Here is a 17221-nt window from a genome sequence, read left to right on the forward strand (position 1 = left end):
GCTATTCCGCCGCCTCGGCAGGGAACGGCAGCGCCCGGCGGTCGGTGGCAGATGCCTCGGCTTCGGCCTCGGCAATGGCCTGCTGCATTTGCGCGGCCAGCACCCGCACGTTGGGCTCGAGCACCATGGAATCGTGATCCCCCGGCACCTCGTGCACCTCGACCCCGGGCACATATTGTCCCCAGTCGTTGTCGGCCAGCACGTAGGCGCGTTCCGAATTTACCATGCGGCCGCCGCCAACCTGCCACTTGCCGACCAGCGGCGGGCGGTAGAGCACCAGTCTCCCGTCCCAGGGGCGGACGCGGTACTGCGCCACGGCCTGCAGGAAGGCGGCTTCGATCTCGGCGTTGTGGAAGGCGTGCCCGGCATGGGTGGCCTCGCTGGCGCGGCGCTTGGCGATCTCCCAGCGCAGGCGGTTGCGCGCCCAGACCAGCGGGTAGAGCGGTCCTTTGGCCCTGGCTTCCTGCCACTGGATGCGCAGCCGGTCGGCGCGTCCGAGCGGGCGGCGTGTCGGCAATGGTGTGTCGAGCAGGACGCAGAGCGCGACCTCTTCGCCCAGGGACTCGAGCTGGCGGGCAATCTCGTAGGCGGTGATCCCACCGCCCGAGAAGCCGCCGAGCATGTAGGGGCCCTCGGGCTGCACCTGCCGCATCTCGGCGATGTAATCGGCGGCGGCAGCCTCGATGGTCGCGTGGGGCGCCTCGCCGCCGTAAAGCCCCTTGGCCTGCAGCCCGTAAAAGCGCCGGTCGGCCCCCAGCAGATGCGCGAGATGGCGCAGGTTGAGCACGTTGCCGAACATCCCCGCCACGAGGAAGAACGGCCGGCGCGGCCCGCCCTCTCCGTCGTGCATCGGCACCAGATGGGTGAAGCGGCGCTCGGGGGTCTTGGGCGTTTCGCTCTCTGCACCGCCCACGTGGCCGGTGCGCTCGGCGATGAGCGCGGCGCAGCGGCGGATGGTCGGCGCCTCGAACAGCACCGAGATCGGGAAATCGACGCGGAAGGCCTTGCGCACCATGGCAAACAGTCGCACGGCGATCAGGCTGTGCCCGCCAAGGTCGAAGAAACTGTCTTCGGCTCCGACGCTCTGCACGCCGAGAAGCTCCTGCCAGAACCCGGCGAGCGTGCGCTCTATCTCGCCTTCGGGGGCGACGAAATCGCTGTCCAGTTGCGGGCGTTCGAAGCCCTGTCCCTCGGGCGTGTCGAGGCTCGCGGCGGCACTCTGCCGTCTGAGCTGGTCGAGATCCATCGACGAGACCACCACCTGCGGCAGGCCGAGCGCCAGAGCGCGGGCAAAACCCTCGACGCCTTCTTCGGGCAGGATGCCCTGCGACAGGGTGTGGGCCAGCCGCTCCTCTGCGGGCGAGAGCGGCTGCGCTCCGCCCTGGTCCTCGGTCTCCAGCTCGGCAGCGGTGAGCCGCGGCGCGGCCTGCAACTGCTCGGGCGTGTCGAGGCGGCGGAGGGTGAAGCCGGTGATCTCCATCAGCACGCTGCCATCTGGCGCGCAGAGGGTGACGTCGAAACTGGCGGTTCCGCTCTCGGCCCGATTGTCCGCCGCACTGCGGACCCAGCTCACGATACGATCGGGCAAAGGTGCGTAGACGCGGACTCGGGCGTAGGACACCGGCACCCAGAGGTGGGTCGGCTGCCAGCCCGGGATCAGCGCCATCGCCCAGCCGGTGGCGATGTCGAGAAGCGCCGGGTGCAGCAGGCAGCCGTCCTGCGCCGCCTCGGGCGGCAAGGAGAGATCGGCAACCCCCTCGCCCTGCCCCAGCGCCGCGGCGTCGAGCACCTTCCAGCGCGGCCCGAAGGCAAGCTGCTGGTCCTGCGCGGCGGCGAGCTTGCTACCGCGCGGCGCGCGCTCGGGGGCAGCGCATCGGGCGCGCAGGGCTGTCACGTCGAGCCGTGCCGGGCGCTGCAGGGGCAGGAGCGACAGCGTCGCCTGCGCCGTGAGCGCGAAGCCACAACGACCATTCAGCGTTGCATCGGCCAGCACCTCGAAGCCGTACCCCTCGTCACGGCGGGTGAGTCGCAGGCGAAGGTCGCGGGGGCGATCAGCGGCCACCTGCAACGGGCGCAGGAAGGCGAGGTCGCGGATCTCGAAAGGCTGGTCTTCGTGCTGCGCCTTCAGCGCATGGGCTGCAAGGGTCAGATAGCCGGTGCCCGGCAAAAGGGCGTCGCCCGCGCGGGTGCGGTGCTCGTCGATGATCCAGTCATCTGTCGAGAGCGTGCTCGTGAACAGCCGGTTGCCGAAACGATCGAAGGTGGCGTTGCCAAGCAGTGGCAGGCCAGCGGGCGCCACGGGCGGCGCAGGCAGATCTCCGCTGCGGGCGGCGACGGCCTCGGCGGCCATGCCGACCTCGTTCCAGATGCCCCAGTTGATCGCGGTGACCTGCGTCTGCCCGCCGGCGCGCGACCGCGCGAAGGCGTTGAGAAACTCGTTGGCGGCGACGTAATCCACCTGCCCCGCCGGGGCGGTGACGGTGGAGGAGGACGAGAAGAGCGCGATCCAGTCGGTGGCGCCATCGGGGAAGACCTCGCCCAGCACCTGCGTGCCGTGGATTTTCGGGGTGAAGACGTCCTCCACCGAGGCCGGCGTCTTGGTCAGCAGAGGCGCGTCGTAGATGACGCCCGCGGCATGGATCACCCCGGTGATGCGGCCAAAGCGCGCCTCGGCCGCTTCCCGCGCGGCCTGAAGCTGAGCGCGGTTGCAGACGTCGGCGGCGATCACCATGACCTCGGCCCCGGCCTCCTCGAGCGCCAGCACAGCGCGGATGCGGCGGGCGATGGCCTCCTGCGGCGCGTGGCGGGCAAGGTATCCCGGCCAGCCCTCGCGCGCAGGCAGGGCGCGGCGGGCGACGAGGATCAGCTTGGCGCCGTGCTTTGCGAAGGCCATGCCGAGCGACAATCCAATGCCGCCGAAGCCACCGGTGAGCAGGTAGGTCCCCCGCCCCGGCTGCGGCGCGCCCTCGGGCAGCGGCACGGGGGTCATGGTGCATTCGAACCGGCGGCCGTGTCGAAGGGCGGCGGTCGCATCCCCGGGCTCGGCAAGCAGGTCCTCGAGCACGAGATCGGTGAGCCGGGCGAAGGCGACCTCGTGCGCGGCCTCGGCCTTGCGCCGGGCAAAGGGCGTGTGGGCCCCGCGCTCGGGCAGGACCAGATCCAGCGTTTCGACACGCACACCGGGCACTTCGCGCGGGATGACACGGGCAGGTCCGGCGATGGTCGCCTTGGACGGATGCGCCAGCGGCTCGTCCTGCACCTGCGCGGCGCCGGTGGTCAGAACGGTCATCTGCAGCGGGCGCGGCAGCGGTTCCTCGGCCATGGCCTGCGCGAGGAAGAGCAGCGAGTAGAAGCCCTGCTCCTGCACGCGGTGGAAGAAGCTCGAGCCGGGACGGTGAGTCTCCCCCTCGGTGACCAGCCAGAAATGCGCGATACGCGTGGGCACATGACCCCGAAGCGCGAGGTCCTGCAGCAGCAGGTCGTAGCCCTCGCGGCCCCGCTCGGGCGGCAGGATATAGGAGCTTTCCGAGAGGCGGGAGAAGGCATCGCCGGGGCGCACCTCGATCACCTCATGGCCAGCGGCACCGAGCCGCGCGGCGCAGCGGGCCGCGAGCCCGGCCTCGTCCATGAACATCAGCCAGACCTGCGGCTCGACCGTCGCAAGCGCCTCGGTGACGTCCAGCGCAGCCTCGGCGACGCGCGGGCGCCAGACCGGCTTCCAGCCCCAGTCGGTCAGGTTGTCGCTGCGCATCAGGTGCTTCGGCGCGGGCTCGGCCTGTTTGCCCGGCGCGATGAAGTAGGGCGCGCGCTGGAAGGCGTAGGTGGGCAGCACGACGCGGTTGCGGCGGGCCTCGCCCCAAACCTGCGCCCAGTCGATCTCGGCGCCGAGCGCCCAGAGACGGCCCAGCACCTCGAACATGTGGCGGTCGTCGGCGATCTCTTCGTCGGGGTGGCGCAGTGAGGAAAGCACCTGCTGGCCGGGCACCGCGGGGTGCTGGCGGGCAAGCGACGAAAGCGCCTTGCCCGGGCCGACCTCCAGGAAAATGCGGCTCTGATGCGCGGCAAGCGTCGCCACGCAATCGGCGAAATGCACGGTCCCGCGCAGATGCTCGACCCAGTAATCGGGGCTGGTCGCCTCTTCGTCGGTCATCCAGCTGCCGCTGAGGTTCGAGGTCAGCGGGATGCGCGGCGGGCTGAGGTCGATGGAGCGCAGGTAGGCGCGGAACTGCTCGAGGATCGGCTCCAGCATCCGGCTGTGTGCGGCGATGTCGATGGCGATGCGCTGGCAGTCGATGCCGTCCGCGATCAGTCTCTGTTCAAGCGATTTCAGCGCCTCTGCAGGCCCCGAGGCCACCGAAAGCTCGGGCGCATTGACCGCGCCGAGGTCGAGGTCGGCGCCGAGGTAGCCCTGCAATGTCTCGGCGGGCAGGCCGACCGAGAGCATGCCGCCTGCCGGCACCGTGTCGAAGAGCCGTCCGCGCAGGTGCACAAGGCCGATGCAATCCTCGAAGCTCATCACGCCGGCGATGCAGGCCGCGGTGTTCTCGCCCATGGAATGCCCCGCGAGCGCGGCGGGCTCGAGACCCCAGCTCATCCAGAGCTTCGCAAGCGCCACTTCCGTCATCAGGATCAGCGGCAGCTGCAAGGAGGGGCGTTTCAGCGCCTCCTCGGCCGCCGCCTTCGCTTCCGGCGCGGGCAGCCAGAGGGCGCCGATGTCCTCGTCGGTGATCTCGGCCAGCGCGGCCAGTCCGCGGTTCATCCAATCGGCGAAAACAGGCTCTGTTTCGTAAAGATCGCGCCCCATGCCGGCGTATTGCGCGCCGCCGCCGGGGAAGAGGAAGGCGACGTCGGGCCGGTCGAGCGCGCTATGGGTATGCACCCGGCGGGGGGTGTTTTCCTCCAGCAGGCGCGCAGCCTCCTCATGGCTCGCGGCGACGACGACGCGGCGCTTTTCGAAGGCGCGGCGACCCTGCTTCAGGGTAAAGGCGACATCGGCCAGCGGCTGCTCCGGATGCGCGCGCAGGTGCGCGGCGAGGCGCTGCGCGTTCTGCTCCAGCGCCGCCTTGTTGCGGCCCGACAGGGTGAGGATCTGGAACGGCCAGTCGCTCACCTCCGAAGCCGGGCGCGGCGGCGCCTCCTGCAGGACCACGTGGGCATTGGTGCCGCCGACACCAAGCGAGTTCACCCCGGCGCGGCGCGGATGATCGCCGCGCGTCCACGGTGTCAGCCTGTCGTTCACCACGAAGCGCGAGTTTTCGAAGTCGATGGCGGGGTTGGGTTTCTCGTAGCTCAGCGAGGGCGGTATCTGCCCATGGTGCAGCGCCAGCGAGGTCTTGATCAGGCTCGCGACCCCGGCGGCGGTGTCGAGGTGGCCAATATTCGTCTTCACCGAGCCGATCCGGCAATGCCCTTGCTCGGAGCCGCTTTCAGAGAAGGCCTGGGTCAGAGCCGCGACCTCGATGGGATCACCGAGATAGGTGCCGGTGCCGTGGCATTCGACGTAATCGATGCTGTCCGAACTGACGCCCGCCACGGCCTGCGCCTCGGCGATCGCCTGCGCCTGACCATCGACCGAAGGGGCGAGATAGCCAGCCTTGCCCGCGCCGTCGTTGTTGATCGCCGAGCCCTTGATGACCGCCCAGACATGATCGCCGTCGGCAAGCGCATCCCCGAGGCGGCGCAGCACCACGACCCCGGCGCCGGAGCCGAAGACCGTGCCCTGCGCGCGGTGATCGAAGGCATGGCATTCGCCGTCGGGCGAGAGGATTTCGTTCTCTCGGTAGAGATAGCCGCGCCCCTGCGGCAGCTCGATGGTCACCCCGCCCGCCAGCGCCATGTCGCATTCGCCTGCGAGCAGCGCCTGAACGGCGAAATGCGTGGCGACGAGCGAGGTGGAACAGGCGGTCTGCACGTTGACCGACGGCCCGTGCAGGTCGAGCACGTAGCTGAGCCGCGTGGTCAGGAAGTCCTTGTCGTTGCCGGTATGGCGCAACAGGAACATGCCGGTGCTGTCGACGAGCTCGGGGTTGGAGCACAAGTTGACGTAGAAATAGCTGCCCATGCCGACGCCGCCGAAGACCCCGATGGAGCCGTCGAAGCTGTCGGGGACGTGACCGGCGGTCTCGAGCGCCTCCCAGGAGGTTTCGAGGAACTGCCGGTGCTGCGGGTCCATGATCGCCGCATCCTTGGGAGCGAAGCCGAAGAACTCCGCATCGAACATCTCGAAACCATCGAGCGGCGCTCCGAAGGGCACGTAGTCGCGGTGGCGCAGCAGGCCCGGGTCTTCGCCGGCCGCGCGCAACTCGTCCTCGGTGAAACGGCGGATGGCGCGGCGGCCCTCACGCAGGTTCTCCCAATAGGTGGCGATATCGGCGGCGCCGGGCAGATGCGCGGCCATGCCGACGATGGCAATGTCCGTCTCTGCGATACCTGTCTCGGCGATGTCACGTTGACTGTCCAAGAAGTCTTCCTCACTCGCACAAACCCCGCGACCTCATGCTCCGTAAAGACAGATTACGGAGAAAATTGGGCGTAATGCGGCGTGATCCGCCGTCGCGGGAAACAAAGCGGGACAGGTCACGGCACTGTCCGCCGCAAAGGAGACTATCAGGCGTAACCGCGCGTGTCTCGGGCCGCTGTCGCCGCAGGCGCGAGACCGGCGGGGCTCACCAGCCCTGGCTGCTGAGCGCGGTGACGGCGGGCCAGTTGAGCGAGATTGCAAGCACCGCCAGCGCCGCGCCGAAGAGCGCGAAGCACAGGTCGTGCAGCGGATCCCAGACGCCCATGCGCCGCGCCAGCCAGACCACCACCGGATAAGCCAGCGCAAAGGCCGCGCCGTAGCCGAGCAGAGCACCGATCAGCCCGTAGGTTTCCAGCCCGACGAGGATGCAGCCCACCATCAGCAGCGCCCGCGCCAGCGCGAGGACGAAGAAGCTGCGGCTGTCGCCCGCCGCCAGCGCCGCCTGGTCGTAGGTCTGCACGATGATCTGCGGCATCTGCATGCAGGCGATGAGCACCGTCACCGCCCCGGCGGCAAGATAGCGCTCGTCGTACATCAGTTCGACCAGCCCGTGGCCGCAGACGGCGAAGCTGGCGACCAGAACCAGAAGCGCGCCGGTCACCGAAAAGCGCATCTTGCGCAGGCGCAGGAAATTCTGGCGGCTCTGCCTCGGCGGGCTCTCGCGGTAGATCGGGATCAGCACCTTGCGCGTCACCATGCCGCCCAGCAGCATCGGGAAGGACGCGAGGAAATAGCCGATGTTGTAGACCCCGAAAGCGTCGAGGCTGAGGTACTTGCCGATCAGGATCTTGTCGCCCTGGCTGAAGAAGAAGCCGCAGACCGTCGACAGGAAGATCCATTTGCCGAAGGTCACCAATTCGTGCCGCGCCTCGGGCTCCATGCGGAAGCGGTTGCGCCCCCCCGCCAGCAGCAGCGAGTTGGCGATCACCTCGACGAGGCTGCTGATCAGCCCGGAGAGCACCAGCGACCAGACCGAGCCGGTGGCCCAGGCCAGAAGCACCGCGCTGCCGACACCGATGGTCTGGGTGGCAAGCTCGAGCAGGGTGACCCGGCCGAGCAGCAGGTGACGGTTGGCGCTGTCCATGCGGGTCGGGCGGACTCCGACGATCAGCAGTGACAGCCCCGCCACGGGCAGCAGGTGCAGAAGCTGCGGCTCGTCGTAGAACAGCGACATGGGCCAGGCCAGCGCGCAGGCACTGAGCCAGAGGCCAATTCCGCGCAGCACCTGGATGGTCCAGGCGGTGTCGAGAAACGCCCGATCGTCGCCGCGCTTGCTTTGCAGGATCGCTGGGGTGACGCCCACGTCCGAGAACTGCATCAGCCCCATCAGGAAGACCGAGACCAGCGCCATGAGACCGAAAGCCTCGGGGAAGAGCAGCCGGGTGAGGATCAGGTTGCTGCCGAGCCGCAGCGCCTGCGAAAAGCCAAAGCTGCCGACGGTGAGCAGCGACGAGCGCAGCACCCGGGCGCCAAGCGACGCCCCGGAAAAGCGTTGGATCAGGGTGGTGGTCACCGGCTGCGGCTCCACTCCGGGTGCGCCTGCGGGGTCAGCCGCACCAGCAACGCCACACCGCTGTAGACGGCAAAGCCGATCGGGTCGCGCAGCGCCATGCGCAGCTTGCCGATGGCCGAGAGCGGCAGCTTGTCGTCATTGCCCAGAAGCCGCGGGTAGAGTTTGCCCACCTGCGCCACCCCGGCGTCCTGCCTGCGACGCACGCGCACCAGCGCGGCCAGACCCTCGGCGATGGGCCATTCGTAATACGCAGGCACCGAGGCGCGCTCTTCGGGGGTGAAGCTGAGCCGCACGAAGGTGTCGTCCGAAATGACGTCGGGAAACTCGGGCCAGCGCGCGCGGCCCTCGGCGTTGACCGCGAAGACACCGCAGCCGGGCACGCCGTCGGACATGAAGGGTACCTGCCGCCAGGTCCGGGCATAGGCGCGAGCGGCCCAGCCGTGGGCGGTGATCCGCAGCCGTCCGCTGGCATAGCGCGCGCCGGGCCGGCTCAGGGCGGCGTAAAGCTGTGCGAGAAGCGCCTTGCTGACCGTCACATCGGCGTCGAGGTAGATGCGGATGCCCGAGAGTGCCTCTGCGTCACCGGCATTGAGCGCGGCGAGCTTGCCGCCCTCTGCCCGCTCGATCACCCGCAGGCGCCAACCCCGCGCGGCGAAGCCGTCGATGGCCCCGCGGGCGCGCGCGGCGGTGTCATCCATGCAGCCATTGGCAACCACGATGACCTCGGGCGCGGGGGTGTCCCCGGGCCAGTCCGAGGCCAGCAGAGCCTTCAGGCACGCGCCGATCAGCGCGCTCTCGTTGCAGGCGGGCAGGATCACCGAAACCGCGGGGCTGCCAGGAAACCGATACTCGTCAGATGCCATGATCCGTACCAAGGACGACACACATGCCTATGTCCTGCACCAGGACAGGGTAGCTTTGCCAGCAAACTATGGCCAAAGAATGATTTGAGGGAGTTTGTGGTTTAATTGTCGACGGCCGTCCCGGCCTGCTGTTCGACGCGTGGGGGTTCCGCTGTCGCAAAATCTTCGGATCGGCTATCTCGTTCCCCAGTTCCCTGGGCAGACGCATATCTTCTTCTGGCGCGAGGTGCAGGCGCTCGAGGCCATGGGCCACGAGGTGCACCTTTTGTCGACGCGCGTGCCGCCCAGCGGGCTGATCGCGCACAGCTGGTCGAAGGACGCCATTGCCCGCACCACCTATCTTGGCGAGATTCGCCCCTTGGCGGCGGCGACCACGCTGGCCCGGCTGCTGCTGGGTCGGCTTGCGCGCGACCTCCTGCGCGAAGGGCCGGGCTTTGCCCGGGACACGGCGCTGACGCTCTCGGCCGCCGAGGCGCTGCGGGCCTACGCGCGGAGGCATGGGCTCGACCACGTCCACGTGCACAGCTGCGCCCGCGCCGCGCTGGTGGCCAATCTCGCGCAGAGGCTCGGCGGCGCGCCCTATTCGCTGACCCTGCATGGCCCGCTGTCGGATTACGGCCCTGGCCAGCGGGTGAAATGGCGCGAAGCCGCCTTTGCCACGGTGATCACCCGCAAGCTGACGGATGAGCTGCACGCGGCGCTGGGGGACAACCTGCCGCCGCGCATGGTGATCCGCCCCATGGGGGTCGACACCGAGGAGCTGCGCCGCGACGCGCCCTATGTGCCGCCCGAGAAGGGCCGCCCGGTGCGGCTTTTCTCCTGTGGGCGGCTGAACGTGGTGAAGGGCCACCAGGACCTGATGTCGGCCATGCGCCAGCTGCTCGACCAGGGCGTCGACGTACGGTTGGAAATCGCCGGCGAGGATGACGCCGGCGGCAGCGGTTACCGCGCCGAGCTCGAGGCACATCTGCGCAAGCTGCGGCTGCGCGACCACGTGAAGCTCTTGGGGGCGATCGACGCGGGGGCGGTGCGCGACAAGCTGCTCTCGGCGCATGTCTTCGTTCTGGCCTCCTGGCACGAACCGCTCGGCGTGGCCTACATGGAGGCCATGGCCTGCGGCGTGCCGGTGATCGGCACCGATGCGGGCGGGGTGCGCGAGCTGATCGACGATGGCCATTGCGGCAAGCTTGTGCCGCCAAAGGACCCGACGGCGCTGGCGCGGGCGATCCGCGACCTGGCGCAGAACCCCGAGACCGCCCGCCGCCTTGGCGCAGCCGGACGGGAGCGGGTCGAACGCAACTTCCGCGCCAGCCTCGGCGCCGAGACACTGGTCGAGGAAATCCTGCGCGCGCGGCAGTAGCGGCAGAGACCATCCGGGGCCCTTGCGGCTCTTCTCGAAGAGAGTTGGGCCTCAGAGGCCGGCGGTGGGGAGTTCCGCCTCGGGCGTGTCCTCGAAGCCCAGAAGTTCGACGGCGTAGAGCGTGACCCGCCCGCCCGGCCCCGCCGCCAGCAGCCGCCCTGCCGTATCGTGCGTGAAGGTGTACTCCCCCTGCGCGCCCGGCAACAGCGCCCGATCCTCGCCACCGCCCCCGTTGAGGTGATCGTCGCCGCCCTTGCCGATCAGCAGATCGTCCCCGGCCCCGCCAAGCAACACATCGGGCCGCGCGCTGCCCTCCAGCGTCGCGCCCCCATGCGCGCCGCGCAGGCGCAGCCCGTCGTCGAAGGTGCCCGCGGGGCGCTCTTCCCAATCGGTGGGCGCCGCGGCGTTGTAGCTCATCAGCATGTCCCAGCGCGGGTTTGCATCATCGAGATGCCGCAGCGCCCCCCAGCTGCCCCATTGCGAGGCAGGGGCGACGTCGACGAAGGCATTGAAGAGCGTGCCATCCGCCGCGATCCAGCCAGTCAGCAGCTGCTCGTAGAGCTTGGCCATCTCGGGGCTGTAGTTGAACTGCTCGAAAAATGCGGTGAGCCTCTCGTCCTGCAGCCGCTCCGCCTGCGCCGCCACATGCGTGCCGCCCTCGTACATCACCAGCCGCAGCCCGGCCTTGTCGGCAACCTCGGCGTGATAGGGCAGGATCTCGCCGGTCAGCTCCGCCAGCGAGCCCTCCTGCAGCGCGAGCGCCACCGGCAGCATCGCGGCATCAAAACGATGTTCCTTCACGTATTCGCGCAGGGCAACGCGGCGCAGCCCCTGCGCCTCGCCGTCCTCCTGCGCCTGCATCTCGGCGCGCGAGAGCCAGTCGTCCATCTGCCCCGCCATCTCCTCGCCCCCGAGCTCGTAGCCGAAGTAGCCCGCGACGGCGTAGGCGTCGAAGCTCTCCTGCGGCGCGCGCCCGAGCGCGAGATAGGCCAGCGGCGCCGTGAGGATCTGCTCCTCGAGACCCGGCCAGCCGGTGTGGGTCGAGATCACCCGGACAAGCCGCGCGCCGGCCTCTGCGCCGTAAACCTCGCTCCAGATGTCCATCACCTGCGCGGCGCGCAGCGCGTAGAACTGGATCCAGCCCGTCTCCGAGCTGCCCCAGCGCGCCTCGGCCTGCTGGGTCGCCCATTGCGCCTGCGGGAAGATGAAATTCCAGACCTCGTTGGAATATTCGACATAGGCCTTGAGCCCCGGATCGAGCCGCGCCTTCGCCAGCTCGGCGAAGCGGCGGACGTAGTCGTCATCGGCCATATGCGGCAAGGCGAACCACGGATCGGCGCCGACCTCGTTGGCAAGGTCGATCATCACCTCGGGCGGCACGCCCCAGGCGGTCCAGGTGGCATCGCTCAAGCGGGGGCGGTCATCCCAGCGCTGCGCCGGGGAGCCATTGGTCATCATCCAGTCCATGAAGCGTAGGCTGCGCAGGTCGTGGATGCGCGCCAACCAGTGCGGATTGAACAGCGCCCCGGCTTCGAAGAGCGCCACCTGATCCTCGCGCACCACATGGATGTCGCGGATCGGGTCCTCGGGATCGATGGCCGAGATCGAGATGCCCACCGAGCCCTCGCCCGGCGCGTAGTCGAAGAGCGCACGACCCTCATCCATGCGCACGCGGCTGGCGCGGCCGGTGAGCTGCAGATCGCCCTTGCCTTGCCAGATCACCACGTAGGTGCCGCGCAGGTGCTGCGCGGCCTCGGGCTGATCGGTGAGCAGCAGGGCTTCCAGCCGCTCGACCCCCTCGGGGATGCGCAGCGGCCACCCATTCTCGTCCAACACACCAAGGGCGCGGAGCGCGTCTATCTCCACCCCGCCCCACTGCCCCGGCAAGTGGCCAATCCAAGGCCGCGAGGATTTCATCAGGTCGACAAAGGGATGCTGGGTGGACCAGTCCGACAGGCCGTTGAGCCCCATGGCCAAGGCCGGGGCACCCTCGGGGCGGGCCCCGGCGTCGGGCAGTGCAAGCCGTGGGCGCGGCGGCAGCGACGTGTCTGCGGCCGGCTCAGCGGCACCCTGTTCGGGCGCTTTTCCCGGAGGCGCCACCGCCGCGGCCTTCTCGGGCAGACCCTCGGAGACCACCTGCCAGACATGCGCGGCGATCTGTGGGTAGACGGCGGCGATCTCTCGGTCGATCTCGGGCGGCGGCGCATAGCCCTCGGGGGGCGGCGCGCCGAAAAGCGCGCTGTAGGTCACCATGGCGGCAAGGAAGTAAAGCGAGGGCGTGCCATGCGGCGCATCGTCAACGTAGAGCGCCTGCGCAGGCACATCCTGCAGCGGCCCGCCCTCCTCGAGCAGCTCCGACAGCACCCGCGCCACCGGAATGAGCTGCACCGGCTGGCCGGGACGCGCCGCGCGCAGCTTGTCCAGCAGGTCATCGTACCAGACCCCATAGGCGCCGAGCGTGTAATCGTGGTAGCGCCGCATCCCCCGCGCCGAGGGCGGATAGTCCCCGGCGACCGAGGCCATGTCGGGCCAGCCCTCGTAAATCCAGAGCGGCGTGCCGGGGGCGTGCCCCTCGACCCAGTCGGCAACAGTGAGAATCGCATCCATCGGGCTGGTGCCCGATGGGTTGTTGCCCGGATAGGGCGCGTCCGAGACCTGGTACTGCAGGAAGTTCGCCGGGGTGATCAGCACCGCGTCGAAGCCCGCATCGCCGAAAGCGCCGCGCCCCGGGTCCCAATGGTTGCTCACCCCGGGGATTGTCCAGTTCGGTTCGGGTGGAAGGTTGTCGGAAAAGTCGCGCAGGAAGCCCCATTGCCCGTCGAGCGACAGCCGCGCGCCATCTGCCTGCGCCAGCTGCGCGAGCCAGTAGGGCGTGTTGCTATGCGCCTCCTGCCCGAGGAAATGCACCAGCGAGTTGCCGAAGACATAGACCTCGCGCTCGGGGCTGCCGCCCTCCTGCGCCAGCGCTGCAAGGGGCCAGCCGGCAGCCAGCAATGCTGCCCTCAGAAAACGCCCGACCATGAAATTCCCCCGAAACGACCCTGAACCAAACGGCTTTCCCGGAACATATGGGCACGCGGTGCGGTCACTCAAGCGGCACAAGGGACGTGCTGCACTGCGGCGTAACTTTCCGGGCCTCTCGCGGTATTTGCGGTTTTCATTTCGCTGCCGCTGCGTATAGTCGCGGCCATGATGACCCTTGGCCATATCCCCGCTGCTGCACGTGCATTCCGCGCGCCGGTTGCGCTTGGCCTGCGTCTAGTCCTAATCCGCCTCTGAGCGCGCATCTCGGCGCGACCGCTCAGAGGAGGACCGTTTCGCGCCGGCGAACCCTTTCCAGGACGACGACTCAAGAGATCCGAAAAATGACAGACCAAGCCAAAGACCGCGTGTACATCTTCGACACGACCCTCCGTGACGGCGAGCAGTCGCCCGGCGCGACCATGACCCACGACGAGAAGCTCGAGATCGCCGAGCTGCTCGACGAGATGGGGGTCGACATCATCGAAGCGGGCTTCCCGATCGCCTCCGAGGGCGACTTCCGCGCCGTCTCGGAGATCGCCGAGCGCTCGAAGCACGCGGTGATCTGCGGCCTTGCCCGCGCGCAGCTCAACGACATCGACCGCTGCTGGGAGGCGGTGAAACACGCCAACCGCCCGCGCATCCACACCTTCATCGGCACCTCGCCGCTGCACCGCGCCATCCCCAACCTCACCATGGACGAGATGGCCGAGCGCATTCATCAGACGGTGACCCACGCCCGCAACCTCTGCGACAACGTGCAATGGTCGCCCATGGATGCGACCCGGACCGAGCATGACTATCTGTGCCGCGTGGTCGAGATCGCCATCAAGGCGGGCGCCACCACGATCAACATCCCCGACACCGTGGGCTACACCGCGCCGGTGGAATCGGCCGAGCTGATCCGCATGCTCATCGAGAAGGTGCCGGGCGCCGACGAGATCATCTTCGCGACCCACTGCCACAATGACCTCGGCATGGCGACGGCCAACAGCCTCGCCGCCGTCGAGGCCGGCGCGCGGCAGATCGAATGCACCATCAACGGCCTTGGCGAGCGGGCGGGCAACACCGCGCTCGAAGAGGTGGTCATGGCGCTCAAGGTGCGCGGCGACATCATGCCGTTCGAGACCAAGATCGACACCCGCAAGATCATGCACATCTCGCGCCGCGTCGCGACGGTCTCGGGCTTCCCGGTGCAGTTCAACAAGGCGATCGTCGGCAAGAACGCCTTTGCCCACGAGTCGGGCATCCACCAGGACGGCATGCTCAAGAACAAGGAAACCTTCGAGATCATGCGCCCCGAGGACGTGGGTCTCGCGGGCACCTCGCTGCCGCTCGGCAAGCACTCGGGCCGCGCCGCGCTCCGCGCCAAGCTCAAGGACCTCGGCGTCGACGTTGGTGACAACCAGCTCAAGGACATCTTCGTGCGGTTCAAGGACCTTGCCGACCGCAAGAAGGAGGTCTTCGACGAGGACATCCTCGCGCTCGTGACGGCGGCGATGACCGATGGCGCCGATCACCTCGAGATCGTCTCGCTCAAGGTCGTCTGCGGCACCGGCGGCCCGGCCGAGGCGACGCTCGAGATGGAAGTGGGCGGCGAAGAGAAGTCCTGTGTGATGGAAGGCGACGGCCCGGTTGACGCCACCTTCAAGGCAGTGCGGGCGCTCTATCCCAACGAGGCGCGGCTGCAGCTCTACCAGGTGAACGCGGTGACCGAGGGCACCGATGCGCAGGCAACCGTCTCGGTGCGCCTCGAAGAGGACGGCAAGATCGCCACGGGTCAGTCGGCGGATACCGATACGGTCTATGCGTCTGCCAAGGCCTATGTGAACGCGCTCAACCGACTGCACGTGCGCCGCAGCAAGACCGGCACCGACCAGAAGGAAATCAGCTACAAGGAATTTGGCTGAGTCCCCTGCAGCCATCGGCTGACAGGTCCCTGTCGTGACAGATCAAAGCCCGCTCCCTTTGGAGCGGGCTTTTTTCTGGCGGTCCGGCAATGGCGCGCGGGGACTTTCTGCGCAACGACCGGACGCGCTGCGCTCAGGCGAAATGCCCGTCGAAGAGCACCGCATGTAGGGGCTGGCCGTGGTCACCTTGTCCGTCGGGAGCGGCGGGGTGCTCGGGGCCGTGATGCGACGCGGCCTCAGGGGGATGGCCGATGTCGCCCTGCACCTTCCAGATGGCGTCTCCGTCGAAAAGTGCCCCATGCAGCGCGGCGTACTGGTTCTCGAGCAACATCAGCTCTTCCTGCGCCAGAGCCTCCTGCCCGTGCTGCACCGGGCTGCCCGCCGCGTCGTGGCTGGCGAAGTCGAAGCCCGGGGGCTCGTCCTCATCCGCCAACATCTCTTCGAGAAAGGCACGCCCGGCGTCGGAAGGCCCCGCGCCCTCGGCGCCCGTCGTGCCTTGCGGCGCGAAAGGATGCGGCACTGGGTCGCTCCGAGGGATATGTCCGCTGGACTCGAGCCCCATGTCCTCGAGCGGGCCATCGACGGAGAGCTGCATGATCTCGGGCAGGCGCTCCGCCCAGCCAATACGCCAGCTTTCCGCGTAGCCCGCCTCGGTAGGAACCGTCGCGGTCCCTTCGGACGCTTGATGAGACTCGACCCAGTATCCGATGCTGATCACCGCGTTGCGCAGCCCGCGCACGCTTCCATCGGCCTCGCCGCGCAGCAGCGCCAGTTTCGATTTCCGGCCCTGCGCAAGAAGCCCCTGATCATGCGCAAGCGCATGTTCGGCCAGCGCATCCTCGACGCGCGCCTCGTCCAGCGCGTCCGCCCGCGCGACGACCGCCTGATACCCGAAGACCCCGGCCGCAATGCCAGCATCGACGCAGGCCAAATCATGTGCCGCAGGATCGTAATGGGCGCCGTTGCCCGTTCCCCGGGCCTGCCAGGACGACAGGCCGCGTTCCAGTGTCCGCTCCATGGGTCACCCTCATCCGCTTCGTTGCGATGCCGCCACATTCGCGCATACGCGGGGCGGAAAGGGTGCGGAAGCATGGCGGGAAAACGGAGACTCCCGGAGTTTTTAAGAGAATGCGAGCGGGCTCCGCGCGACGGAGGGTCTCAGCCCTCCTGGGCCTGAAGCTCCGCAAGGATCGCTGCCAGACCCACCCGCCAGTCCGGACGCGGCAGGCCGAAGGCGGCCTCGGTCGCGCTGTTGTCGAGGCGCGAATTGGCCGGGCGCTTCGCCGGGGTCGGGAACTCGGAGGTCGGGATATCGACCACCTCGCAGGAGATCCCCGACTGGGCGAAGATCTCGCGGGCGAAGTCGGCCCAGCTCACGTCGGGGGCGCCCGAGAGGTGGTAGGTGCCCGACTTCTCCGGCGCCTCGATGAGCTGGCTCGCGGCGGCGAGGCAAAGCTCGGCGATGTCCGCCGCCGGGGTCGGCCCGCCGATCTGGTCGGCGACGATGGTCAGCCTGTCGCGTTCGGCGCCGAGCTTCAGCATGGTCTTCACGAAGTTCTTGCCGTGGGCCGAAACCACCCAGCTGGTGCGGATGATCGCATGCGGACCGCCCGCGGCGCGCACCGCCTCCTCGCCCGCCAGCTTGGTGCGGCCATAGGCGCCGAGCGGCGCGGTGGGCGCATCCGGCACAAACGGCTGATCGCCGGTGCCGTCGAAAACGTAATCGGTCGAGATGTGGATGAAGGGGATGCCGAGGTCCGCGCAGGCCTGCGCCATGGCGCCCGGCGCCTCGCCGTTGACCCGCGCGGCGGTGATCTCGTCGCTCTCTGCCTGGTCGACGGCGGTATAGGCGGCGGCGTTGATCACCACGTCGGGGGCCTCGGCCCGCACCGCTTCGGCGCAATCGGCCGGGTCGGTAAGGTCGACGTCCTGGCGGGACAGTGAGACGACGGGGGCGCGGCGCTCGATCTCGCGCGCGACTTGCCCCGTCGATCCGAACATCAGAATTCGCATGATCTACCCGTGTCTTGAATA

The 17221-nt window shown here is 68.7% G+C and carries 8 protein-coding genes; 2 read left to right on the top strand and 6 right to left on the bottom strand.

Going from position 1 to position 17221, the window contains the following annotated elements:
* Position 1 precedes the first annotated feature (1 nt).
* From CEW88_RS00170 to CEW88_RS00180, 3 genes are all read right to left on the bottom strand, one after another.
* A complete protein-coding gene (locus CEW88_RS00170) occupies positions 2-6397 on the bottom strand; it encodes a type I polyketide synthase (RefSeq protein ID WP_108967429.1) in 6396 nt (2131 codons plus the stop codon).
* A gap of 268 nt (positions 6398-6665) precedes the next feature.
* Positions 6666-8033, bottom strand: coding sequence for an oligosaccharide flippase family protein (locus tag CEW88_RS00175; RefSeq protein WP_108967431.1), 1368 nt, complete (start codon positions 8031-8033; stop codon positions 6666-6668).
* The gene (locus tag CEW88_RS00180) at positions 8030-8896 is read right to left on the bottom strand and encodes a glycosyltransferase (RefSeq protein WP_108964151.1); all 867 of its coding nucleotides are present in this window, start codon (positions 8894-8896) and stop codon (positions 8030-8032) included. Before CEW88_RS00180 ends, CEW88_RS00175 begins: the two co-directional genes overlap by 4 nt.
* Before the next feature lie 151 nt (positions 8897-9047).
* On the opposite strand from CEW88_RS00180, the gene epsE reads away from it, so the two are divergent.
* A complete protein-coding gene (gene epsE, locus CEW88_RS00185; RefSeq protein WP_108967433.1) occupies positions 9048-10256 on the top strand; it encodes an exopolysaccharide biosynthesis GT4 family glycosyltransferase EpsE in 1209 nt (402 codons plus the stop codon).
* 51 nt (positions 10257-10307) lie between these two features.
* Here epsE and CEW88_RS00190 read toward each other — a convergent pair whose 3' ends face one another.
* Positions 10308-13277, bottom strand: a complete 2970-nt coding sequence (locus CEW88_RS00190; protein WP_108964152.1) for a calcium-binding protein — start codon at positions 13275-13277, stop codon at positions 10308-10310.
* A gap of 344 nt (positions 13278-13621) precedes the next feature.
* Here CEW88_RS00190 and CEW88_RS00195 point away from each other — a divergent pair, with 344 nt between their 5' ends.
* A complete protein-coding gene (locus CEW88_RS00195) occupies positions 13622-15187 on the top strand; it encodes a 2-isopropylmalate synthase (RefSeq protein WP_108964153.1) in 1566 nt (521 codons plus the stop codon).
* A gap of 133 nt (positions 15188-15320) precedes the next feature.
* Here the strand turns inward: CEW88_RS00195 and CEW88_RS00200 are convergent, their stop codons facing one another.
* Positions 15321-16205 carry a hypothetical protein gene (locus CEW88_RS00200; RefSeq protein ID WP_108964154.1) on the bottom strand — a complete coding sequence of 295 codons (885 nt, stop codon included), beginning with the start codon at positions 16203-16205 and terminating at the stop codon, positions 15321-15323.
* A 140-nt stretch (positions 16206-16345) separates the two neighbouring features.
* Complete coding sequence (gene rfbD, locus CEW88_RS00205; RefSeq protein WP_108964155.1) at positions 16346-17200, bottom strand: dTDP-4-dehydrorhamnose reductase; 855 nt, start codon at positions 17198-17200, stop codon at positions 16346-16348.
* Positions 17201-17221 lie beyond the last annotated feature (21 nt).

The sequence above is a fragment of the Alloyangia pacifica genome (assembly GCF_003111685.1).
Classification (GTDB): domain Bacteria; phylum Pseudomonadota; class Alphaproteobacteria; order Rhodobacterales; family Rhodobacteraceae; genus Salipiger; species Salipiger pacificus_A.

What these genes read in the sequence shown, in the direction of transcription:
- CEW88_RS00170 (WP_108967429.1), bottom strand. Translation starts at nt 6,397, where the DNA reads ATGGCCGCGCATCTGCCCGGCGCCGCCGATATCGCCACCTATTGGGAG.
- CEW88_RS00180 (WP_108964151.1), bottom strand. Translation starts at nt 8,896, where the DNA reads ATGGCATCTGACGAGTATCGGTTTCCTGGCAGCCCCGCGGTTTCGGTG.
- CEW88_RS00190 (WP_108964152.1), bottom strand. Translation starts at nt 13,277, where the DNA reads ATGGTCGGGCGTTTTCTGAGGGCAGCATTGCTGGCTGCCGGCTGGCCC.
- CEW88_RS00195 (WP_108964153.1), top strand. Translation starts at nt 13,622, where the DNA reads ATGACAGACCAAGCCAAAGACCGCGTGTACATCTTCGACACGACCCTC.
- CEW88_RS00200 (WP_108964154.1), bottom strand. Translation starts at nt 16,205, where the DNA reads ATGGAGCGGACACTGGAACGCGGCCTGTCGTCCTGGCAGGCCCGGGGA.
- rfbD (WP_108964155.1), bottom strand. Translation starts at nt 17,200, where the DNA reads ATGCGAATTCTGATGTTCGGATCGACGGGGCAAGTCGCGCGCGAGATC.